18 protein-coding genes are annotated in these 22,851 nt (G+C 58.3%); 13 read left to right on the top strand and 5 right to left on the bottom strand.

Translation table 11 applies throughout. From position 1 onward, the window contains the following. Positions 1-103: 103 nt before the first annotated feature. Positions 104-1,528, bottom strand: a complete 1,425-nt coding sequence (locus U9O48_RS17425; RefSeq protein WP_324722860.1) for a 6-phospho-beta-glucosidase — start codon at positions 1,526-1,528, stop codon at positions 104-106. A 17-nt stretch (positions 1,529-1,545) separates the two neighbouring features. Then, on the bottom strand, positions 1,546-2,997 hold the full coding sequence (gene ascF, locus U9O48_RS17420) for a PTS cellobiose/arbutin/salicin transporter subunit IIBC (RefSeq protein WP_285157883.1): 1,452 nt from the start codon (positions 2,995-2,997) through the stop codon (positions 1,546-1,548). Between the two features lie 215 nt (positions 2,998-3,212). On the opposite strand from ascF, the gene U9O48_RS17415 reads away from it, so the two are divergent. The 4 genes from U9O48_RS17415 (at position 3,213) to U9O48_RS17400 (ending at position 8,161) form a co-directional block, all read left to right on the top strand. Continuing rightward, positions 3,213-4,226 carry a LacI family DNA-binding transcriptional regulator gene (locus U9O48_RS17415; RefSeq protein WP_285144861.1) on the top strand — a complete coding sequence of 338 codons (1,014 nt, stop codon included), beginning with the start codon at positions 3,213-3,215 and terminating at the stop codon, positions 4,224-4,226. 131 nt (positions 4,227-4,357) lie between these two features. Further along, entirely contained in the window at positions 4,358-4,903 is a 546-nt protein-coding gene (gene hydN / locus U9O48_RS17410) for an electron transport protein HydN (protein WP_282493065.1), read from the top strand. Between the two features lie 5 nt (positions 4,904-4,908). Further along, on the top strand, positions 4,909-7,131 hold the full coding sequence (hypF, locus tag U9O48_RS17405) for a carbamoyltransferase HypF (protein ID WP_324722859.1): 2,223 nt from the start codon (positions 4,909-4,911) through the stop codon (positions 7,129-7,131). A gap of 1 nt (position 7,132) precedes the next feature. After that, entirely contained in the window at positions 7,133-8,161 is a 1,029-nt protein-coding gene (locus U9O48_RS17400; RefSeq protein WP_324722858.1) for a HoxN/HupN/NixA family nickel/cobalt transporter, read from the top strand. Between the two features lie 290 nt (positions 8,162-8,451). Here U9O48_RS17400 and norW read toward each other — a convergent pair whose 3' ends face one another. Both norW and norV read right to left on the bottom strand, forming a co-directional pair. Then, positions 8,452-9,585, bottom strand: coding sequence for an NADH:flavorubredoxin reductase NorW (gene norW, locus U9O48_RS17395; protein WP_324722857.1), 1,134 nt, complete (start codon positions 9,583-9,585; stop codon positions 8,452-8,454). Continuing rightward, positions 9,582-11,030, bottom strand: coding sequence for an anaerobic nitric oxide reductase flavorubredoxin (gene norV / locus U9O48_RS17390; RefSeq protein ID WP_324722856.1), 1,449 nt, complete (start codon positions 11,028-11,030; stop codon positions 9,582-9,584). Before norV ends, norW begins: the two co-directional genes overlap by 4 nt. Positions 11,031-11,217: 187 nt before the next feature. On the opposite strand from norV, the gene norR reads away from it, so the two are divergent. Continuing rightward, positions 11,218-12,732: a nitric oxide reductase transcriptional regulator NorR gene (gene norR / locus U9O48_RS17385; protein ID WP_324722855.1), complete on the top strand. Its 1,515-nt coding sequence runs from the start codon at positions 11,218-11,220 to the stop codon at positions 12,730-12,732. On the opposite strand, the gene gutQ is transcribed toward norR, so the two are convergent. Continuing rightward, positions 12,729-13,694: an arabinose-5-phosphate isomerase GutQ gene (gutQ, locus tag U9O48_RS17380; protein WP_324722854.1), complete on the bottom strand. Its 966-nt coding sequence runs from the start codon at positions 13,692-13,694 to the stop codon at positions 12,729-12,731. The two genes, norR and gutQ, sit on opposite strands and share 4 nt — an antisense overlap. Positions 13,695-13,895: 201 nt before the next feature. Here gutQ and mltB point away from each other — a divergent pair, with 201 nt between their 5' ends. From mltB to alaS, 8 genes are all read left to right on the top strand, one after another. After that, entirely contained in the window at positions 13,896-14,996 is a 1,101-nt protein-coding gene (gene mltB, locus U9O48_RS17375; RefSeq protein ID WP_285144868.1) for a lytic murein transglycosylase B, read from the top strand. A gap of 280 nt (positions 14,997-15,276) precedes the next feature. Further along, a complete protein-coding gene (locus U9O48_RS17370; protein WP_324722853.1) occupies positions 15,277-15,930 on the top strand; it encodes an ABC transporter ATP-binding protein in 654 nt (217 codons plus the stop codon). Then, positions 15,927-16,775, top strand: coding sequence for a metal ABC transporter permease (locus U9O48_RS17365; RefSeq protein WP_324722852.1), 849 nt, complete (start codon positions 15,927-15,929; stop codon positions 16,773-16,775). Before U9O48_RS17370 ends, U9O48_RS17365 begins: the two co-directional genes overlap by 4 nt. A 14-nt stretch (positions 16,776-16,789) precedes the next feature. Beyond that, positions 16,790-17,668: a metal ABC transporter substrate-binding protein gene (locus U9O48_RS17360; protein WP_324722851.1), complete on the top strand. Its 879-nt coding sequence runs from the start codon at positions 16,790-16,792 to the stop codon at positions 17,666-17,668. Positions 17,669-17,800: 132 nt separating this feature from the next. After that, positions 17,801-18,298: a nicotinamide-nucleotide amidase gene (pncC, locus tag U9O48_RS17355; protein ID WP_282493079.1), complete on the top strand. Its 498-nt coding sequence runs from the start codon at positions 17,801-17,803 to the stop codon at positions 18,296-18,298. A gap of 83 nt (positions 18,299-18,381) precedes the next feature. Beyond that, positions 18,382-19,440 (top strand): recombinase RecA, encoded by a 1,059-nt coding sequence (gene recA, locus U9O48_RS17350; RefSeq protein ID WP_282493076.1) that lies wholly within the window; start codon positions 18,382-18,384, stop codon positions 19,438-19,440. 67 nt (positions 19,441-19,507) lie between these two features. Continuing rightward, a complete protein-coding gene (recX, locus tag U9O48_RS17345) occupies positions 19,508-20,008 on the top strand; it encodes a recombination regulator RecX (RefSeq protein ID WP_324722850.1) in 501 nt (166 codons plus the stop codon). Positions 20,009-20,139: 131 nt separating this feature from the next. Next, positions 20,140-22,767 carry an alanine--tRNA ligase gene (gene alaS, locus U9O48_RS17340; protein WP_285154072.1) on the top strand — a complete coding sequence of 876 codons (2,628 nt, stop codon included), beginning with the start codon at positions 20,140-20,142 and terminating at the stop codon, positions 22,765-22,767. Positions 22,768-22,851: the final 84 nt, after the last annotated feature.

Below are 22,851 nucleotides of genomic sequence, written 5' to 3'. Positions count from 1 at the left end.
GTAAGGCGCAGCCGCCACCCGGCGGGAAACGGCGCTGCGGCCTGAAATTGCCCGGTGGCGCTGCGCTTACCGGGCCTACAAAATCCCAGACCGATGTAAGCGACTAGCCCAAATCCGCCCCGTTACTCGCAATCACCTTCTTATACCACCAGAACGATTTTTTGCGTTTCCGGTCCAGCGTCCCGTTGCCTGCGTCGTCGCGATCGACATACACAAACCCGTAGCGCTTGCTCATCTCCCCGGTGGATGCCGCTACCAGGTCGATACAGCCCCAGGTGGTGTAGCCCATCAGCGGGACGCCGTCTTCAATCGCATCGCCCATCGCGCGGATGTGTTCCCGCAGATAGCTGATGCGATAGTCGTCGTTAATCTCACCATTCGCGTCGATCTCGTCTTTCGCACCGAGCCCGTTTTCCACCAGGAACAGCGGTTTCTGGTAGCGGTCGTACATCATGTTCATCGTGATGCGCAGGCCCAGCGGGTCGATGCCCCAGCCCCATTCGCTCACTTCGATGTGCGGGTTGCGCAGAGATTTAACGATGTTGGCCGCGCTGGTGTTGTTGGCGTTCATCTCCGCCGAGGCGCAGCGTGACGCGTAGTAGCTGAACGAGACAAAATCGACGGTGTGCTTGAGGATCTGGTCGTCAGCCGGGTCTTTAACAATCGTCACCCCTTTTTCGCGGAACACGCGCGCCGAGTAGGCCGGATAGCTGCCGCGCGCCTGCACGTCGATAAAGAACAGGTTCTCGCGGTCTTTTTCCAGCGCCGTCCACACGTCTTCTGGCTTGCAGGAGTAAGGATAGAAATTTCCGCCCGCCAGCATGCAGCCGACCTGGTTTTCCGGGTTCACCTCGTGGGCGATTTTGGTTGCCAGCGCGCTCGCCACTAACTCGTGGTGCGCGGCCTGGTATTTCACCTGGTCTTCGTTTTCGCCCTCTTCAAACACCAGCCCCGCGCCCGAGAACGGGCTGTGCAGCATGATGTTGATCTCGTTGAAGGTCAGCCAGTATTTCACCAGGCCGTTGAACTCCTCGAAGCAGGTGCGCGCATAGCGTGCGAAGAAATCGACCATTTTACGGTTGCGCCAGGAGCCGTATTCGGTGACCAGGTGCATCGGCACATCGAAGTGGCACAGGGTTACTAACGGCTCGATGTTGTACTTTTTGCACTCTTCAAACACCGCACGGTAATAGGCGATGCCGTCCTGATTCGGCAGCGGCTCGTCGCCGTTCGGATAGAGGCGGCTCCAGGCGATGGAAGTGCGGAACACCGTAAAACCCATCTCCGCCATCAGGGCGATGTCTTCTTTGTAGCGATGGTAAAAATCAATCGCCTCGTGGCTGGGGTAAAACTCGTCGTCGCGAAGCGTAAAACGTTTTTCCTTCCCGACTTTCACCGCCATCCGGTTTGCGCCGTGGGGGATCATATCGACGGTGGTCAGCCCTTTGCCGCCCTCGCGATAAGCGCCTTCACTCTGGTTGGCGGCCAGTGCGCCACCCCATAAAAATCCTTCTGGAAAAACAGACATGTTGACCTCGTTATTCATCAGGCTCGCGCCTCGTGTGCCGGAACCGGTGCGGTTTGCAGGGCGCGGGCTTTCTCGGCCTCGTCTTCGACCGGGATATCCTCAAAGCCGAGGATCAGGGTCAGAACAAAGGAGAGCACCACGGCCAGGGCCATCACCCCAAACACCCAGACGATGGTCATCGGGTTCGCCGGATCGAAGAACTGGACGCTGGTAAACAGGCCCGGTGCCGCCATGGAGTGGCTGGCAAGTCCCGCCATACCGGCGATCGCGCCGCAGATAAAGCCGCTGATCAGGCTCGCAATCAGCGGGCGTTTCAGGCGAATCGCCACGCCGTACAGGGCCGGTTCAGAAATCCCCGCCATGATGGCGGATGCCGCCGCCGCGAGTGCCGTCTGGCGCAGCTCCGGGTTTTTGGTTTTCCACGCCACCGCCAGCGAAGAACCGCCGAGCGACAGGTTCGCGCCGATTTCCGACGGCATGACCATCCCTTCTTTGCCGGTTTCGGCGATGGTCTGAATGATGGTTGGCGTAAAGACGCGGTGCATCCCGGTCATCACCAGCAGCGGCCACAGCGCGCCCATGATGGCGACGGACAGCCAGCCGAGATAATCGTGCACGGTGTAAACCAGCGCGGAAATCGCGGTGCCAATCCAGATACCGATCGGACCAATCAACAGGATGGCCAGCGGGGCGGCAATCAGCACGATCAGCATCGGCTTAAGGAAGTTTTTGGTCACCGCCGGGGTGATCTTGTCCACCCAGCGTTCGATGTATGACAGGCACCAGGTCATCACCAGCGCCGGGATCACCGTGTAGGTGTATTTCACGGCGGTGACCGGGATAAAGGCGAACTCCACGTGCTCGCCCTGGGCGGCTTTCGCCATCAGCTCGATAAAGCTCGGATGGACCAGCACGCCCGCGATGGCAATCGCCAGCGACATGTTGGTTTTGAATTTGACGGCGGCAGAGGCGGCCACCATCAGCGGCAGGAAGAAGAACGCGCCGTCGCCGATCACCGTCAGAATGGTGAGCGTCGGTGCGCCTTTGGTCAGCACGCCGGTCATCTCGAGGATCATCGCCAGCAGCTTCACCATCGAACCGCCGATGATCGCCGGGATCAGCGGGGACATGGTGCCGATCAGCGCGTCGAGGATCCCGGCACCGATCCGGCGCAGAGTCAGTTTTTGCGGGCCTTGCGGCTCAGCAGGACGCATTCCGGCAGGCAGCAGATTCACCACTTCGCGGTACGCCTGAGAAACCGTGTTGCCGATAATCACCTGGCACTGGTTGTCGTTGCGCACCACGCCGAGCACGCCGCTGATGCTTTTGAGGGTCGCGCTGTCGATGGCGCTTTCGTCCTGCAGCACAAAGCGCAGGCGCGTCATACAGTGGGTGACGGCGACGATGTTGTCTTTGCCGCCGAGCGCGCTGACAACGTCTTTCGCCAGCGCGGCATAATTTTTGGCCATCGGAAGTGATCCTGTTGTAATTGTGAGAACGTGTAGGAAACCGGTTCCACAAAATCATGATGAGTTTCTTCGTATGAAACAAGATGGAGGTTTATGCATTTTTTACATTCGTGATAGCGATCACTTTGACCATTCAAAAGCGTGAGATACGCGCTGCGACAATTTTCGCGCGGTGCAGTACACTTCGGCGCATCAGTTTTAGACGGAATATTCAGATGACCACGATGCTGGAAGTGGCGAAGCGGGCAGGGGTGTCGAAGGCCACGGTTTCTCGGGTGCTTTCGGGCAATGGCTACGTGAGCCAGGAGACAAAAGACCGGGTTTTTCAGGCGATTGAAGAGAGCGGCTACCGCCCGAATTTACTGGCGCGAAATCTCGCCACCAAACGGACGCAAACCCTGGGGCTGGTGGTCACCAACACCCTGTATCACGGCGTCTATTTCAGTGAACTGCTGTTCCACGCGGCGCGCATGACGGAAGAAAAAGGCCGCCAGCTGATTCTGGCGGACGGGAAGCACAGCGCCGACGAAGAGCGTGAGGCGATCCAGTATCTGCTCGACATGCGCTGCGATGCGATCATCATCTATCCGCGCTTTTTAAGCGTCGATGAGATGGACGAGATTATCGAAAAGCAGGAGCAGCCGATCATGGTGCTAAACCGTCGCCTGCGCAAAAACAGCAGCCACTGCGTGTGGTCCGATCATAAGGCCTCGTGCCAGGACGCGGTGTCGCAGCTGATTGCGATGGGCCATCGGGATATCGCCTTTATCACCGGATCGCTGGATTCCCCGACCGGTATCGAACGTCTTTCAGGATACAAAGAGGCGCTGTTACAGCACTACATTCCCCTGCGCGACGAGTTGCAGGTCGAGGGGAGATGGACCCCGGAGAGCGGGGCGGCGGGCGTTGCCACGCTGCTTGAACGCAACGCGAAATTTACCGCACTGGTCGCCAGCAATGACGATATGGCGATCGGTGCGCTGAAACAGCTTCATGACAGCGGGATCGCCACGCCGGGCGAGGTGTCGGTGGTAGGGTTTGATGATGTGGCTATCGCCCCCTACATCGTGCCCTCGCTCTCCAGCGTGCGTATTCCGGTCACGGAGATGATCAAAGAGACCATCAGCCGCCTGATTTTTATGCTCGACGGCGGCGAGTTCAACTATCAACAGGCCTTCCCCGGTGAGCTAATCCTGCGTGATTCGGTTGCCGCTCACGTTCATGTCTGACGTCGACAGATGTCATCGTCACTCGTGACGATGACATCTGGGGCCACTGATTAAGTTCAGTGAAATCAGTGTATTAAAATGTGGCACGCTTTATGTATGTTTCGCCGCATAACTTAATGCTGGAGAAGCAGATGAACCGTTTTATTATGGCTGATGCCAGTAAATGTATTGGCTGTCGTACCTGTGAAGTGGCGTGCGTTGTGTCCCATCAGGCGCAGCAGGACTGTGCCTCCCTGACCCCGGAATCTTTCCTGCCACGTATTCATGTCATCAAGGGCGTGAATATCTCAACGGCGGCAATTTGCCGCCAGTGCGAAGACGCGCCCTGTGCGAACGTCTGCCCTAACGGGGCCATTAACCGTGAAAACGGCTTTGTGCAGGTGATGCAGCAGCGCTGCATCGGATGTAAAACCTGCGTCGTGGCCTGTCCGTACGGCGCGATGGAAGTGGTCGTGCGTCCGGTTGTGCGCAACAGCGGCGCGGGCCTGAGCGTGCGCGCCGACAAAGCCGAAGCCAACAAATGCGATCTGTGCAACCACCGCGAGAGCGGCCCGGCGTGCATCGAAGCCTGCCCGACGCACGCCCTGGTCTGCGTCGATCGTAACAAGCTGGAACAGATGAGCGCCGAGAAGCGCCGCCGCGCGGCGTTCGACACCTCGTCATCGATGCTGTTTTAGTCATTATGAGCCGTAACGGCGTGCAGCTGCGGGTGCGCGGCAAAGTGCAGGGGGTGGGTTTTCGCCCCTTTGTCTGGCAGCTGGCGAATCAGCTCGGTCTTCGCGGTGACGTCTGTAACGACGGGGAAGGCGTGCTGGTGCGCCTGGCGGACGAGGCGACGGCGTTTCAACAGCGGCTGTTGCTGGACTGCCCGCCGCTGGCGCGTATCGACAGCGTTGAAACTCAGCCGTTGACCTGGCCGCATTTGCCTGCGAAGTTCACCATCCGCCACAGCGCGTCCGGGGCGATGTCCACGCAAATCGTCCCGGACGCGGCGACCTGCCCGGCGTGCCTCGCTGAAATGCGCGATCCACGCGAACGTCGCTACCGCTATCCCTTTATCAACTGCACCCACTGCGGCCCGCGTTTTACCATCATTCGCGCCATGCCCTACGACCGGCCTGATACGGCGATGGCCGCCTTTCCGCTGTGCGCGCCGTGCGAGCGCGAATACCGCGATCCGGCGGACCGGCGTTTTCACGCCCAGCCGGTGGCGTGCCCGGACTGCGGGCCGGAGCTGGAGTGGCGCGCCGGTGACCGTCGCCTGACGCGTGATGACGCCTTAGCGGCTGCCGTTGCGATGCTGAAAAGCGGCGGAATCGTGGCGATCAAAGGCCTCGGCGGTTTTCATCTGGCCTGCGACGCGAATAATGAACTGGCCGTGGCGCGCCTGCGCGAGCGTAAACATCGTCCGGCGAAACCGCTGGCGGTGATGCTGCCTCATGCCAATGGCTTACCTGCCCCCGTCAGGGAGCGTTTACTTTCTCCCGCCGCACCCATTGTGCTGACCGCGAAAAGCGCGTTGCCGCCTCTGCCGCACAACATCGCGCCGGATCTCGATTGCATAGGCGTGATGCTCGCGTCTAACCCGCTTCAACATCTGCTGATGGACGACTGCGCCCGCCCGCTGGTGATGACCTCCGGGAATCTGAGCGGCAAGCCGCCTGCGCTCAACAACGAACAGGCGCTGGAGGAACTGGGCGAACTCGCCGACGGATTTTTGCTGCATAACCGCGACATCCTGCAGCGCATGGATGATTCGGTGATGGACGCGCAGGGCGCGATGCTGCGCCGCGCGCGGGGTTTTGTCCCGGACGCCATTCCGCTGCCCGCAGGCTTTACGGATATCCCGCCGATGCTCTGTCTCGGCGCGGAGATGAAAAACACCTTCTGCCTGGTGCGCGGCGGGCAGGCGGTGCTGAGTCAGCACTTTGGCGATCTGAGCGACGACGGTGTCGAACGCCAGTGGCGCGGGGCGCTGGAGGTTATTCAGCAGATGTATGATTTCCAGCCGGAACGCGTGGTGTGCGATGCCCATCTGGGCTACCGTTCTGCCCGGTGGGCCGAAGCGCTGGCGCTGCCGAAAGAGACAGTGCTTCATCACCATGCTCACGCGGCGGCGTGTCTGGCCGAAAACGGCTGGCCGCTCAACGGCGGCGACGTGATTGCCCTGACACTCGATGGGATCGGGATAGGCGAGAACGGCGCGCTGTGGGGCGGCGAGTGCCTGCGGGTGAATTACCTGGAGTGCGTTCACCTTGGCGGTTTGCCTGCCGTAGCGCTGCCGGGCGGGGATCTGGCGGCCATCGAGCCGTGGCGGAATTTGCTCGCCCAGTGCCTGGCGTTTGTGCCTGACTGGCAGGCCCGGCCTGAAACGCGCGCCGTCCAGGCGCACAACTGGCCGCTGCTGGCGACGGCGGTGGCGCGGGGAATCAACGCCCCGCTGGCTTCCTCCTGTGGAAGACTGTTTGACGCCGTGGCCTGTGCCCTCGGCATTGCGCCAGACAGGCAAAGTTACGAAGGCGAAGCCGCCTGTCAGCTTGAAGCCCTCGCGGCGACCTGCTCCGGCGTGCATCATCCGGTGACGCTGGCGGTGGACGATATGTCCACATTCTGGCAGCAGTGGCTCGACTGGCAGGCGACGCCCGCTGAACGGGCGTGGGCCTTCCATGACGCGCTGGCAAAAGGGCTCGCAGACCTAATGGTCCATCACGCCGAACGCCTTGGCATTTCGACGCTCTGCTTGAGCGGCGGCGTGCTGCACAACCGACTGCTGCGCGCGCGGCTGCAATGTTATCTCTCTGAATTTACGCTCCTGTTCCCTGGGCAATTACCCGCGGGCGACGGGGCGATTTCGTTCGGGCAGGCGGCGGTGGCTGCCGCCCGAATGCTCGCACACAGGAACTGACATGCTTCGACGCCTCTCTAACGAACCGCTTCTTCTGATTCTGCTGGCGGCTAATCTGCTCGCCTGGGGCTGGGCCTGGCACACCTTCAGCGGCAGCACCACGCTGATGGCGGCGAGCCTGCTGGCGTGGTGTTACGGCCTGCGCCACGCGGTCGACGCCGATCATATCGCCGCGATAGATACGGTGACGCGCAAGCTGATGCAGCAGGGTAAACGCCCGTCCGGCGTCGGGGCGTGGTTTTCGCTCGGGCACTCGACCATCGTGGTGCTGGCCTCGGTAGCGATTGCCGCCACGGCGACGGCGTTTCAAAAGAACATGAGCTGGTTTCACGAGAGCGGCAGCCTGATCGGCACCGCCGTTTCCGCCACCTTTTTACTGGCGATGGCGCTGGTGAACATGGTGATTCTCCGCGGCGTCTGGCGCAGTTTTCAGGCGTTAAAAAAAGGTCAGGCGGTCAATGCCGAACCCGTGGCGCAGGGCGGGGTGATGAGCTGGCTGTTTAGTGCGACGTTTCGTCTGGTGAGTAAAAGCTGGCAGATGTATCTGGTCGGTTTTCTGTTTGGCCTCGGGTTTGATACGGCCACCGAAATCGGCGTACTGGGGATTTCAGCCGCCAGCGCCTCGAACGGCATGTCGGTGTGGTCGATTATGATCTTTCCGGCCCTGTTTGCCAGCGGCATGGCGCTGGTGGATACCCTCGATAATTTACTGATGATTGGCGCCTACGGCTGGGCATTCAATAAACCGCAGCGCAAGCTTTATTACAATATGACCATCACGGGGACCTCGGTGGTGGTGGCGTTATTTATCGGCGGGCTGGAAGCGCTGGGTCTGATTATGGATAAATTTGCATTAAGCGGCGGAATTTGGGACGCGGTAGGTGCCATTAATAATAATCTCGGCGATGCCGGATTTATTGTTATCGGTTTGTTTATTGTCTGTTGGTGCCTGTCGATGCTGAACTATCGCTGGCGCGGCTACGATGCGCTGGGACTGGCTGATGTCCCTAATCATTATTTAAAAAAATAATCTAAGCATAAATTGCTTTTTATTATCTGTTTCAATTAAATTACGCCTGATAATCAATTTATCAAAAAATATAAAATATATATGGTTCGAGAGGGATGAATAACGCGCATTTATATATTCACTCCTTTCGTTCTATGTATTCATATAAATAATAAAAAAGGGACTGATGGCGATGATTTATCTTCTTTGTATTTATCTTGTGAATAGAATGCGCAAAAAAATGCCCCGTAAAAATGGGGCAGCGGATAATAAAATCCTAAGGTTAAGTAAACGTGGCAGAGGGTTAAGGGTTAAACGGGCAGCGACTTTAGCAGAGCGAAAGCCTCCTTCATCCGATCTTCGCTAACCACAAAGGCGCGCAGCTGGCCGTCACCATCGACGCCTTTTGCGACCATCCCCTGTGGTTCAATCGCCATATGCCAGTTGAGATCCTGGCGCTGCGTCTCTCCCGCGAGATGCAGCGGCAGCTCTGGCGTTTTGACCTTCACCAGCATCGCGGGCAGTTTCAGCGGTGCGCTGGCCCCCAGCAGATTCTTCGCCAGATACATCGCGCTTAACTGGATCGGCTGCAGGAACGGCAGGACCTGGCCGTTGATTTCCGCGCAGTCGCCGAGGGCATAAATGTCGGGCTGCGAGGTTTGCAGATAGCTGTCCACCTTCACACCGCGGTGAATATCCGCTCCGGCTCGCTGCGCCAGCGCCGTTTCCGGGCGCAGACCTGTTGCGGCGATGACCACGTCCACCTCAACGCTGCGGTTGCGATCCAGCGTGGCGCAAATGCCATTTTCGGTTTCCGTCAGGCTCTGGAGCTGAGATTTCAGAAGCCCGTGCACACCCATCTCCGTCAGCCGGTGCTGTAAGCGACTGCTTACTTCCGCTGGCATCAGGGCCGACAGAATGCTGGCCGCGTGATCGACCAGGGTGACCGCTTTCCCGGCGCGACAAAAATCCATCGCCAGTTCGGTGCCAATCAGACCGCCGCCGACAATCATCACCCGCTTCGCATCACGAAGCCGGGTTTCGCAGGCCTGATACTCCTGCTGGCTGTTCAGCGTCAGCATCAATTCGCGGCCTTCAACGGGGGGCACAAAGGCAGACGCGCCTGTCGCCAGCACCAGTTTGTCGTACTGCCACTGCTGGTCTTTGCTCTTCACCACACGGGCGCTGGCGTCGATATCCGTCACCCGGGTATGCGGGAACAGGCGCAGGTTAAACTGTTCGGTGAACTCCCCCGCCGTCTGGCGGGTGAGGTCGACGGCGCACTGATTCTGGCTGATGACATGGCTCAAATCAGGTTTGTTGTACTCGTCCATGCTGTCAGCGGCGATCAGCGTCAGCGGGACGTTAGTGTCTTGCTTGCGAATATTTTTCACCAGCTGGCGGGCGGCAAAGCCCGAGCCGATGATCACAATGCCGTGGCTCATTTTGCCTCCGTCGCCAGTTCATCGAAGACGTCTTTCCCGAGGGAACATTCCGGGCAGAGGAAGTTGTCCGGCACATCGCGCCATGGGGTGCCTGGGGCGACATCCTGCAAAGGTTCGCCGAGAGCAGGATCGTAAATCCACTGGCAGACGCTGCACTGCATGCAAGGGCCGAGATCGGCGGCTGTCGCAGCAGCGCAGGCGCAATCGTCTTTCTGTTCAGGCGCTTTTGGGGCGGCTTCCGGCAGTGGAGCGAGCGCCCACTGACGTGCGATATCGCGGCCGTGCTGACGGCAAATTTCCAGCGCGTCGATGTCCGGACGCCACTTCGCTTTCAGGCTCATCGACATTTCGAAACCGGCATCCTGCAGACGGGTAGAGAGACGATCCACCGCGCCGCCGCTCCAGCCGTGGGAGCCAAAGGCGCTGGCGCGTTTGTTGCGAAAACGCAGGCCGGTCATCTCTTCGACCAGACCGGCGATTTTCGGCATCATCACGTTATTCATGGTGGAGGTGCCGACCAGCACGCCTTTTGAGCGGAAGACGTTGGTCAGGATCTCGTTTTTATCGCTGCGCGCCACGTTGAAGATTTTCACCGCCACGTTCGGGTCGACTTCGTTGATGCCCTGGGCAATGGCGTCTGCCATCATGCGGGTGTTGTTGGACATGGTGTCGTAAAACAGGGTGATACGATCTTCCTGATAATCCGCCGCCCATTTCAGATACAGCTCCACGATTTGCGTTGGGTTTTCGCGCCAGACCACGCCGTGCGAGGTGGCAATCATATCGACCGGCAGATTGAAGCCGAGGATTTCGGTGATTTTTGGCGTCACCAGGCGGCTGAACGGGGTGAGGATGTTGGCGTAGTAGCGCTGGCACTGCTCGAACAGCTCCGTCTGATCCACTTCATCGTTAAACAGGCGTTCATCGCAGTAGTGCTGACCGAAGGCGTCGTTACTGAACAGCACCGCGTCGCCGGTCATGTAGGTCATCATGCTGTCGGGCCAGTGCAGCATCGGGGTTTCGACGAAGATCAGCTGCTTGCCGTTACCAATGTCCAGCGTATCGCCGGTTTTGACGGTGTGGAAATTCCATTCCGGGTGGTGATGATGGCCGTTAATCGAATCGATGGCGTTGGTGGTGCAGTAGATTGGCGTGTGCGGAATATAAGACATCAGCTCGGTCAGCGCGCCCGCGTGGTCCTCTTCCGCATGGTTAATCACGATGTAATCAATGTCATTCAGATCGATTTCGCTGCGCAGGTTCTGCACGAACTCGCGGCTGAATTTGTGATCGACGGTATCGATCAGCACGTTTTTGCCTTCACGGATCAGATAGCTGTTATAGCTGCTGCCGCGCAGCGTTTTGTATTCGGTCCCGTGAAAATCACGCACTTCCCAGTCACGTTGGCCAACCCAATGAATGTTATTTTTAACCAGAATAGACATAGCAACCTCAAATTAAGACGGTGTTGTTCAATAAGATGATTTGGCTATATCAAGTTACGTGCCAGTTTTTTAACTTGTTAATTTAAAATGGTTTTATAAAAAGTCACTCGCAGGGGGTAGTCGATTTGACTATGCGGTTTATCGTCAATATGACAGTATGGATTGTCAAAATGACCGCGAGGCGCAAATGAGCTTTTCCGTAGAGGTGCTGGCGAAGATCGCCATTGAATTACAGACCGGTATCGGCCATCAGGACCGCTTCCAGCGGCTGATCTCCACCCTGCGCCACGTGCTGGATTGCGACGCCTCGGCGCTGCTGCGCTACGAAGGGCGGCAGTTCATTCCGCTGGCGATCGACGGGCTGGCGCAGGACGTACTGGGACGGCGCTTTACGCTTGAAGGCCATCCACGTCTCGAAACCATTGCCCGCGCGGGCGACGTGGTGCGTTTCCCGGCGGACAGCGATCTGCCCGATCCCTACGACGGTTTAATTCCTGGTCAGGAGAGCCTGAAAGTCCACGCCTGCATCGGCCTGCCGCTGTTCGCCGGGCAAAACCTGATTGGTGCCCTGACCCTCGACGGACTTCAGCCAGACCAGTTCGATTCTTTTAGCGACGAAGAGTTGCGCCTGATTGCCGCTCTGGCCGCCGGAGCGCTGAACAACGCGCTGCTGATTGAACAGCTGGAGAGCCAGAACATTTTGCCGGGCAGCCCGGCGGCGTTTGAGCAGGTGGCGCACACGGAGATGATCGGCCTGTCGGCGGGCATGATGCAACTGAAAAAAGAGATCGATATCGTTGCGGCGTCCGATCTGAACGTTTTAATCAGCGGGGAAACCGGCACCGGGAAAGAGCTGGTGGCGAAGGCGATCCACGAAGGCTCGCCGCGGGCGGTCAATCCGCTGGTCTATCTCAACTGTGCCGCGCTGCCGGAGAGCGTGGCGGAGAGCGAGCTGTTCGGTCACGTGAAAGGGGCGTTTACCGGGGCGATCAGCAACCGCAGCGGCAAGTTCGAGATGGCCGACAACGGCACGCTGTTCCTCGATGAAATCGGTGAGCTGTCGCTGGCACTGCAGGCCAAGCTGCTGCGCGTGTTGCAGTACGGCGATATTCAGCGCGTCGGCGATGACCGCAGCCTGCGGGTGGACGTGCGTGTACTGGCGGCGACGAACCGCGATCTGCGCGAAGAGGTGCTGGCCGGGAATTTCCGCGCCGATCTGTTCCATCGCTTAAGCGTGTTTCCGCTTTCTGTCCCGCCGCTGCGCGAGCGCGGTGAAGATGTGGTCCTGCTGGCAGGTTATTTCTGCGAGCAGTGTCGGCTAAAAATGGGACTCTCCCGCGTGGTGCTCAGCCCCGGCGCGCGTCGCCATCTTCTGAGCTACGGCTGGCCAGGGAATGTGCGCGAGCTGGAACATGCCATCCACCGTGCGGTGGTGCTGGCGCGCGCGACGCGCACCGGGGATGAAGTGGTGATCCACGCGCAGCATTTTGCCCTGCATGACGAGGCGGTGCCTGTCGCGGTGGCGGACGCACCCGTGATGACACCGGAAAACCTGCGTGAGGCGACGGAAGCTTTCCAGCGTCAGATGATCACCCGCGCGCTGGAGCAGAATAATCGCAGCTGGGCGGCCAGCGCCCGCGCGTTAGAGACAGACGTCGCCAACCTGCATCGGCTGGCGAAACGTCTTGGGCTGAAGGGTTAGATAATTCCAGCCTGGTAGAAATCCTGCAGGTTGATCGCACCGCACAGCTTGCCGCTGTCGTCCACCACCGGCGCGGCGGTGATTTTGCGCTTCATCAGGATCTCTTTGGCTTCGATGGCGCGGCTTTCGGCGTTGAGCGTCAGGCCGCCGGTGGTCATGGCATCGCTGACGATGGCTTCCAGTTTGCCGCCGCCGACCAGCCAGCGACGCAGGTCGCCGTCGGTAAAGACCCCTTTGACCAGCCCATTTTCATCACACACGGCGACTAACCCCAGGCCGGTGCGGCTCAGTTCGAGCATCGCGTCCATCACGCTGGTGGTGAGTTTCACCTGCGGGATGGCGTCTTCAGTGCGCATCAGATGATGCACTTTATTCAGCAACCGCGCGCCCAGCGCACCCGCCGGATGCGAGCGGGCAAAATCTTCTTCGTTAAAGCCGCGCGCCTGCATCACCGCCATCGCCAGCGCATCGCCCATCATCAGGGTGTTGACGGTGCTGGAAGTCGGGGCGAGATGCATCGGGCAGGCTTCGCGTTCCACAGAAATATCCAGCGTGGCTTTGGCGGCCAGCGCCAGCGGTGAGCGTGATTTTCCGGTCATCGCCAGCAGGGCGACCGATTTTTCCTGCAGGCGCGGAATGATTAAATCGAGCTCTTTCGCCGAGCCGGAGTAGGAGATAAACAGCATCACGTCGCGGCTTTCAATCATCCCCAGATCGCCATGCAGCGCTTCGGCCGGATGGACAAAGAAGGCGGGGGTGCCGGTGCTGGCGAGGGTGGCGGCAATTTTCTTGCCGATATGGCCGGACTTCCCGATGCCTGCGACAATCACTTTGCCTTCGCAATGGATGATGGTATTGGCCGCGCGGACAAAATCCTCGCCCAGCCTTTCCGGCAGTCGGCTGGCTTCCTGAAGCTCCAGCATTAACGTCTGACGGCCTGTGTTTAGCAGAAAATCACTCATCTTTCTCTCCGGTTAGCGTTCCTTTCTCTTCCTGTCTGCGCGGAGCAAACAGAAGGGCAGCGCTCATGATAGTGCATTCGAAAGGTCAGAATCTTAAGGAATGACAAAAGTTTTGCGAAGGGTCGCAGAACCGCTTCCTTGAGGCATTGAGGATGCTTTACCATACTTGCCACTTATCGAATTCGTTTAAATGGATGTCTCATGGTCAAGCGTCGTTACGCAGCGCTCCTACCCGCGCTGATTATGCTTGCTGCCTGTAGCAGCAAACCGAAAACAGAGGAAGTTCAACAGACGGCGGGCACCCCATCGGGTGGTTTTCTCCTCGAGCCGCAGCACAACATGATGCAGATGGGCGGGGATTTCGCGAACAACGCGGCCGCCGAGCAGTTCATTGATAAGATGGTGAACAAACATGGGTTCAACAAACAGCAGCTGCACGAGATTCTGTCTCAGGCGAAACGTCTGGACTACGTGCTGCGTCTGATGGACCGCCAGGCACCGACGGCGCAGGTGCCGACCGGGCCAAACGGCGCGTGGCTGCGCTATCGCAAACAATTCATCACCCCGGACAACGTGCAAAACGGCGTGGCGTTCTGGAATCAGTATGAGGATGCCCTGACGCGCGCGTGGCAGGTGTACGGCGTGCCGCCGGAAATTATCGTCGGGATTATCGGCGTCGAAACCCGCTGGGGCCGCGTGATGGGCAAAACCCGCATTCTCGATGCGCTGGCGACGCTCTCCTTTAACTATCCGCGTCGTGCGGAATACTTCCAGTCTGAGCTGGAAACCTTCCTGCTGATGGCGCGCGACGAGCAGGACGATCCGCTCGATCTGAAAGGTTCCTTCGCAGGCGCGATGGGCTACGGCCAGTTTATGCCGTCCTCCTATAAAGAGTATGCGGTCGACTTTAACGGCGACGGGCATATCAATCTATGGGATCCGGTGGATGCCATCGGCAGCGTGGCGAACTACTTCAAAGCGCACGGCTGGGTGAAGGGCGATCCGGTGGCGGTGCAGGCGAACGGCCAGGCGCCAGGGCTGGAGAATGGCTTCAAAACCAACTACAGCGTGTCGCAGCTGGCGGCGGCAGGTTTAACGCCGATGCAATCGTTGGGTAATCATCAGACGGCCAGCCTGCTGCGTCTGGATATCGGCACCGGCTATCAGTACTGGTACGGTCTGCCAAACTTCTACACCATCACCCGCTATAACCACAGCACGCACTATGCGATGGCCGTGTGGCAGCTTGGTCAGGCGGTCTCGCTGGCGCGCGTTCCGGGGACGTCGCCGTTTAGTCAGTAGTTTGCTTTGAGATTGCCGGGTGGCGGCTACGACGGTTTTGTAGGCCCGGTAAGCGAAGCGCCACCGGGCAACACACTCCTCCGCACAGAAACATTTCGCCACACTCCCTCTTTTTGATTCGCGTTTACATCCGCATCGCATTTGATTATTGTTATGTTATAACATTTATTGGCGGTGCAACGATGTCTCTCTTTTCTCTTTCCGCGCTCAACCGGCTGTGGCTGGCGGCCATTCTGATTGTGCTCATTGGCCTGGCGGTGCGCTGGGCGGTGGTTCTTCCATGATTGAACTGCAAAACCTGGTGGCGGGATACGACCGCCAGCCGGTGACTCAGGCGCTCAACGGCGTCATCGAGCGCGGCAGCATGACGGCGATTGTCGGGGCCAACGGCTGCGGCAAATCGACGCTGCTCAAAACCCTGGCGGGATTTATTCCGCCGGTCAGCGGGGGATTTCGCTGGCGCGAAAAACGCCCGACGATCGGCTGGCTGGCGCAGCGTCACTCCCTGGAAGCGCAGTTCCCGCTGACTGTTCAGGACGTGGTGAGCATGGGCTGCTGGCCGAAAATCTCCCTGCTGAAGGCGTATCGCCGCGAAACCCGGCTCAGGATCGCTGAAGCGCTTGAACGCGTCGGTCTTGAGGATCTTGGGACCGCCACCATCGACGAACTCTCGGGCGGCCAGTTCCAGCGCATGCTTTTCGCCCGCGTGCTGGTGCAGAACGCGCCGCTGGTGATGCTGGACGAGCCTTTTACCGGCGTCGATGAAGCCACCTGTAACGTGCTGATGGAGCTGATGCTGGACATGTATCTGGGCGGGCAGACGGTGCTGGCGGTACTGCACGACAGCGAACGTGTGTCGCGCCATTTCCCGCAGACGTTGCGCCTCGATACGGCGACGCCTCACTGGGGCACCGAGCGGGTGAGAGTCGCATGATCTGGCATATTTTCTTCCAGCCGTTCATCGAATACGGCTTTATGCGCCGCGCGCTGGTGGTGTGCCTGGCGCTCTCCGTCAGCACCACGATGCTTGGCGTTTTCTTACTGCTCCGGCGGATGAGTCTGATGGGCGATGCACTGTCGCACGCCATTTTACCGGGCGTGGCGGTGGGGTATCTGGTCAGCGGAATGTCTTTGCTGGCGATGAGTCTTGGCGGATTCATCGCCGGGATCGTCGTGGCGCTGGTGGCAGGCCTGGTCAGTCGACGCACACCCCTGAAAGAGGACGCCAGCTTTGCCGGGCTTTATCTGGGCTCGCTGGCACTCGGCGTCACGCTGGTTTCCCTGCGCGGGTCAAACGTCGATCTGTTGCATCTGCTTTTTGGCTCGATTCTGGCGGTGGATAACGATGCGGCGCTGTTCGTGGCGGGCGTCTGCGGCCTGACCTTAATGCTGCTGGCACTGTTTTACCGGGGGCTGGTCACGGAGGCTTTTGATACCGCGTGGCTGCAGGTTAATTCCCGACGGCTTCCCGCGCTGTTGCACGGGTTGTTCCTGGCATTGCTGGTGCTGAACCTGGTCGCCGGATTCCAGGTGCTCGGCACGCTGATGGCGGTAGGGCTGATGATGCTCCCTGCCGTGGCCGCACGCTGCTGGATGCGCACTCTGCCGGGACTGTTGCTGATGGCAGGCGTCAGCGGCGTGTTCTGCGCCTGGCTCGGATTGAGCCTGTCGTGGGCGGCGAGCCTGCCCGCCGGGCCCTCCATCGTGCTGACCGCAAGCGCATGGTTCTTTATTTCGGTTTTATGTGGCTCGCGCAGCAGTCTGCGCGCGCTTTTTTAACGCAAGGGGAAAAGATGAAGAAGACAGGAATAATGATGGCGCTCGCGCTGGGGCTGATGTCCCACGGCGCGCAGGCAAAAACGCTGAACGTGGTGACCAGTTTTTCTATTCTGGGAGACATCACCCAGGAAGTGGGCGGCGATCATGTGAAGGTCACTACGCTGGTGGGGCCGGACGGCGATCCGCATACCTTTGAGCCGTCGCCGAAAGACAGCGCCGCGTTAAGCAAGGCAGATGTGGTGGTGGTCAACGGTCTCGGGCTGGAAGGGTGGCTGGATCGTCTGGTGAAAGCCTCGGGCTTTAAAGGCACGCTGGTCGTCGCATCAGCCGGGGTCAAAACGCATACCCTGGAGGAAGACGGCAAAACCGTGACCGATCCGCACGCCTGGAACAGCGCCGCCAATGGGGCGTTATACGCGCAAAATATTCTGGCGGGGCTGGTCAAGGCTGATCCGCAAGAGAAAGTGGCGCTCGAGGCTACAGGCAAACCTTACATTGCACAGCTGACACAGCTCGACGGCTGGGCGAAATCGCGCTTTAGTGCTATCCCGCAGGAGAAACGTAAAGTGCTCACCAGCCATGACGCTTTCGGCTATTTCAGCCGCGCCTACGGCGTGACCTTTATGGCCCCACAAGGGTTGTCATCCGAGAGCGAGGCCAGCGCCGCGCAGGTGGCTGAGATCATCAATCAGATTAAGGCTGACGGCGTTAAAACCTGGTTTATGGAAAACCAGCTCGATCCGCGTTTGGTGAAGCAAATTGCCAGTGCGACGGGCGCGCAGCCGGGCGGGGAACTCTATCCCGAAGCGCTCTCCGCCAAAGGCGGCGTGGCGGACACCTACGTGAACGCTTTTCGCCACAACGTGAATACGCTCGCCGACAGCATGAAGTAATTCGCTTTTCAAAGCCGATGCGACCGCGTCGGCTTTTTTCTGAAGCCTCCTCGTAAAACCGGAACCTCATCCCCATATCCCATGAGAAAGTGCTATCTTGTGCTGCATGTTTTTCAGGAGCCTGAAGCGATGATGACTGACCATGAATTGATGCAGCTGAGCGAAGTCGTCGGGCTGGCGTTGAAGCAGCGCGGCGCGACCTTAACGACGGCAGAATCCTGCACCGGCGGCTGGGTGGCAAAGGTGATTACGGACATCGCGGGGAGCTCCGCATGGTTCGAACGCAGTTTTGTCACTTACAGTAACGAAGCCAAAGCCCAGATGATTGGCGTGCGTGAATCGACGCTCGAACAGCACGGCGCGGTGAGCGAACCGGTCGTGGTGGAGATGGCGATAGGCGCGCTCAAAGCCGCCCGTGCGGATTACGCGATCTCCATCAGCGGCATCGCCGGGCCGGATGGCGGCAGCGATGTCAAACCGGTCGGCACCGTCTGGTTTGGTTTTGCGACTTCGCAGGGGCAGGGCGTTACCTTCCGCGAATGCTTCAGCGGTGACCGCGAAAGCGTGCGCCGACAGGCGACGGAATACGCGTTAAAAACGCTCTGGCAACAATTTCTACAAAACACTTGATACTGTATGACCATACAGTATAATTGCACCAACAGAACAGAATTCACTATCCGGCGCAGTTCCCCGGCATGACAGGAGTAATAATGGCTATCGACGAAAACAAACAGAAAGCGTTGGCGGCAGCACTCGGCCAGATTGAAAAGCAATTTGGTAAAGGCTCCATCATGCGCCTGGGTGAAGACCGTTCCATGGACGTGGAAACTATCTCCACCGGCTCGCTTTCTCTGGATATCGCACTGGGCGCGGGCGGCCTGCCAATGGGCCGTATCGTAGAAATCTACGGGCCGGAATCTTCGGGTAAAACAACCCTGACGCTGCAGGTGATTGCCGCCGCACAGCGCGAAGGTAAAACCTGTGCGTTCATCGACGCCGAGCACGCGCTGGACCCGGTCTATGCCCGTAAACTGGGTGTTGATATCGACAACCTGCTCTGTTCTCAGCCGGATACCGGTGAGCAGGCGCTTGAAATCTGTGACGCCCTGGCGCGTTCAGGTGCAGTCGATGTGCTGGTTGTCGACTCCGTTGCGGCGCTGACGCCAAAAGCGGAAATCGAAGGCGAAATCGGTGACTCTCACATGGGCCTCGCGGCACGTATGATGAGCCAGGCGATGCGTAAGCTGGCCGGTAACCTGAAACAATCTAATACTCTTCTGATTTTCATCAACCAGATCCGTATGAAGATTGGTGTGATGTTCGGTAACCCAGAAACCACCACCGGTGGTAACGCGCTGAAGTTCTACGCTTCTGTCCGTCTGGATATCCGTCGCATCGGCGCGGTGAAAGAGGGCGATAACGTCATCGGTAGCGAAACCCGCGTGAAGGTGGTGAAGAACAAAATCGCCGCACCGTTCAAGCAGGCTGAGTTCCAAATCCTCTACGGCGAAGGCATCAACTTCTTCGGCGAGTTGGTTGACCTGGGTGTGAAAGAGAAGCTGATTGAAAAAGCGGGCGCCTGGTACAGCTACAACGGTGACAAAATCGGTCAGGGTAAAGCGAACGCTATCTCCTGGCTGAAAGAAAACCCGGCAGCAGCGAAAGAAATTGAGAAGAAAGTGCGTGAACTGCTTCTCAACAACCAGGACTCTAAGCCTGACTTCGTTGTCGACAGTGCTGACGTTGAAGAAACCAAAGAAGATTTCTAACCACTTCTTCTAAAAACAAGGGCTGCGATTGCGGCCCTTTTTGCATTTGTAAAACAGCAGGTTTGTTATGAGCGAAAACACCCCGCGTCGCCCTGCCTACGCGCGTTTACTGGATCGCGCAGTGCGTATTCTGGCGGTGCGTGACCACAGCGAACAGGAGCTACGGCGTAAACTCGCGGCACCCGTGATGGGGAAAAACGGACCGGAAGCGATCGACGCAACAGTGGAAGATTACGACCGCGTTGTCGCCTGGTGCTACGAATATCGCTATCTTGATGACAGTCGTTTTGTGACTCGCTTTCTCGCCAGCCGCAGCCGCAAGGGTTATGGCCCGGCCAGGATCCGTCAGGAACTCAACCAAAAAGGTATCCCTCGTGAGGCCACCGAACAGGCGATGCGTGAATGCGACATTGACTGGTGTGAACTGGCCCGCGAGCAGGCCGTGCGCAAGTACGGTGAACCCCTTTCGCGCGAATTTTCAGAAAAAGTCAAAATCCAGCGATTTTTGTTGTACCGCGGCTTCCTGATGGAAGATATTCAGGATATATGGCGTAATTTTGCCGATTGAGCGCATGCGGGATTTTACTTCCCTTGCAAGAAAACTTATCTTATTCCCACTTTTTCCAGTAGTCAGTCCGTCCGGGCATCAACAGAGACAGGCTGGCTGCGACATTTCGTTAGCTTGATTTCAGGATAATTATGAGCAAGAGCACCGCTGAGATCCGTCAGGCGTTTCTCGACTTTTTCCATAGTAAGGGACACCAGGTTGTTGCCAGCAGCTCCCTGGTACCGAACAATGACCCGACTCTTCTGTTTACCAACGCCGGGATGAACCAGTTCAAGGATGTTTTCCTTGGTCTCGACAAGCGTAATTATTCCCGCGCCACAACGTCACAGCGTTGCGTGCGTGCGGGCGGTAAACACAACGATCTGGAAAACGTCGGCTACACCGCACGTCACCATACTTTCTTCGAGATGCTGGGCAACTTCAGCTTCGGCGACTACTTCAAACACGACGCCATTCAATACGCGTGGGAACTGCTGACCGGTGAAAACTGGTTCAACCTGCCGAAAGAGCGTCTGTGGGTAACTGTCTACGAAACCGATGATGAAGCTTACGAAATCTGGGAAAAAGAAGTCGGTATCCCGCGTGAGCGCATTATTCGCATCGGCGACAACAAAGGCGCGCCTTACGCGTCTGACAACTTCTGGCAGATGGGTGACACCGGTCCTTGCGGTCCGTGCACCGAGATCTTCTACGATCACGGCGACCACATCTGGGGCGGCCCTCCGGGAACCGCAGAAGAGGACGGCGATCGCTACATTGAGATCTGGAACATCGTCTTCATGCAGTTCAACCGTCAGATTGACGGCACCATGGAGCCGCTGCCGAAGCCGTCTGTGGACACCGGTATGGGTCTGGAGCGTATCGCGGCTGTTCTGCAGCACGTCAACTCCAACTACGACATCGATCTGTTCAGCACCCTGATCAAATCCGTGGCGGAAGTGACCGGTGCGACCGATCTGAGCAACAAATCCCTGCGCGTTATCGCGGACCATATTCGTTCTTGTGCGTTCCTGATTGCCGACGGCGTTATCCCATCGAATGAGAACCGTGGCTACGTGCTGCGCCGTATCATTCGTCGTGCGATCCGTCACGGCAACATGCTGGGCGCGAAAGACACCTTCTTCTATAAGCTGGTGGGGCCGCTGGTTGGCGTCATGGGCGCGGCGGGCGACGAGCTGAAACGCCAGCAGGCGCAGGTTGAGCAGGTTCTGAAAACCGAAGAAGAGCAGTTTGCGCGTACCCTTGAGCGCGGTCTGGCTCTGCTCGACGAAGAGCTGTCTAAGCTGACCGGCGATACGCTGGATGGTGACACCGCATTCCGTCTGTACGACACCTACGGCTTCCCGGTCGACCTGACCGCGGACGTGTGCCGTGAGCGCAACATTAAAGTTGACGAAGCGGGCTTTGAAGCCGCAATGGAAGAGCAGCGCCGCCGTGCGCGTGAATCCAGCGGTTTCGGCGCAGACTACAACGCGATGATTCGCGTCGACAGCGCGTCTGAATTCCAGGGTTACGATCATCTGGAACTGACCGGCAAAGTGACCGCGCTGTTTGTTGACGGCAAAGCCGTGGACAGCATCAGCGCAGGCCAGGATGCGGTTGTGGTTCTGGACAAAACGCCGTTCTACGCGGAATCGGGCGGCCAGGTGGGCGATAAAGGCGCACTGAAAGGTAACGACTTTGCCTTTACCGTCACCGATACTCAGAAATACGGCCAGGCAATTGGTCACGTCGGTAAACTGGCTTCAGGCTCCCTGAAAGTCGGCGCGGGCGTGAAAGCGGAAGTGGATGAAGCTCGCCGTGCGCGCATTCGTCTGAACCACTCTGCCACGCACCTGATGCACGCCGCTCTGCGCGATGTACTGGGTACACACGTTGCTCAGAAAGGTTCTCTGGTCAATGACAAAGTGCTGCGCTTTGATTTCTCCCATTTCGAAGCGATGAAACCGTCTGAAATCCGCGCGGTGGAAGACATGGTCAACGCTCAGATTCGTCGTAACCTGCCTATCGAGACCCACATCATGGATCTGGAAGCAGCGAAAGCGAAAGGGGCGATGGCGCTGTTCGGCGAGAAATACGACGAGCGCGTTCGTGTGCTGAGCATGGGTGATTTCTCTACCGAACTGTGCGGCGGTACTCACGCCTCGCGTACGGGTGATATCGGCCTGTTCCGTATCCTGTCTGAATCAGGTACTGCGGCGGGTGTGCGTCGTATCGAAGCCGTGACCGGCGAAGGTGCGATGGCGAGCCTGCACGCAGAAAGCGATCAGCTGCACGACATTGCGCAACTGCTGAAGGGTGACAGCCACAACCTGGGCGAGAAAGTGCGTAGCGCGCTGGAACGTACCCGTCAGCTGGAAAAAGAGCTGCAGCAGCTGAAAGAGCAGGCTGCGGTGCAGGAGAGTGCAAACCTCTCCAGCAAAGCGGTTGAAATTAAAGGTGTTAAACTGCTGGTCAGCGAACTGGCAGGCGTTGAGCCTAAGATGCTTCGCACCATGGTGGATGATCTCAAGAACCAGCTCGGTTCCACGGTTATCGTCCTGGCGACAGCGGCAGAAGGTAAGGTTTCTCTGATTGCGGGCGTCTCTAAGGATGTGACGGATCGCGTGAAAGCAGGGGAATTGATTGGCATGGTCGCCCAGCAGGTGGGTGGCAAAGGTGGTGGTCGTCCAGACATGGCGCAAGCCGGTGGTACGGACGTGGCAGCACTTCCAGCAGCATTGGCCAGCGTTGAAAGCTGGGTAAGCGCTAAACTGTAATAATTACAAAGCGTAAACAGACGCCATAACTTCAGGGTTATGGCGTTCTTATCACTACGCTATCGCTAACGATAAAGTCAGGTT

This window comes from Lelliottia sp. JS-SCA-14 (assembly GCF_035593345.1).
In the GTDB taxonomy this organism is placed as follows: Bacteria; Pseudomonadota; Gammaproteobacteria; order Enterobacterales; family Enterobacteriaceae; genus Enterobacter; species Enterobacter wanjuensis.
Note: the sequence above shows the minus strand (reverse complement) of the source record. Positions and strands in the feature narration are given on the sequence as shown.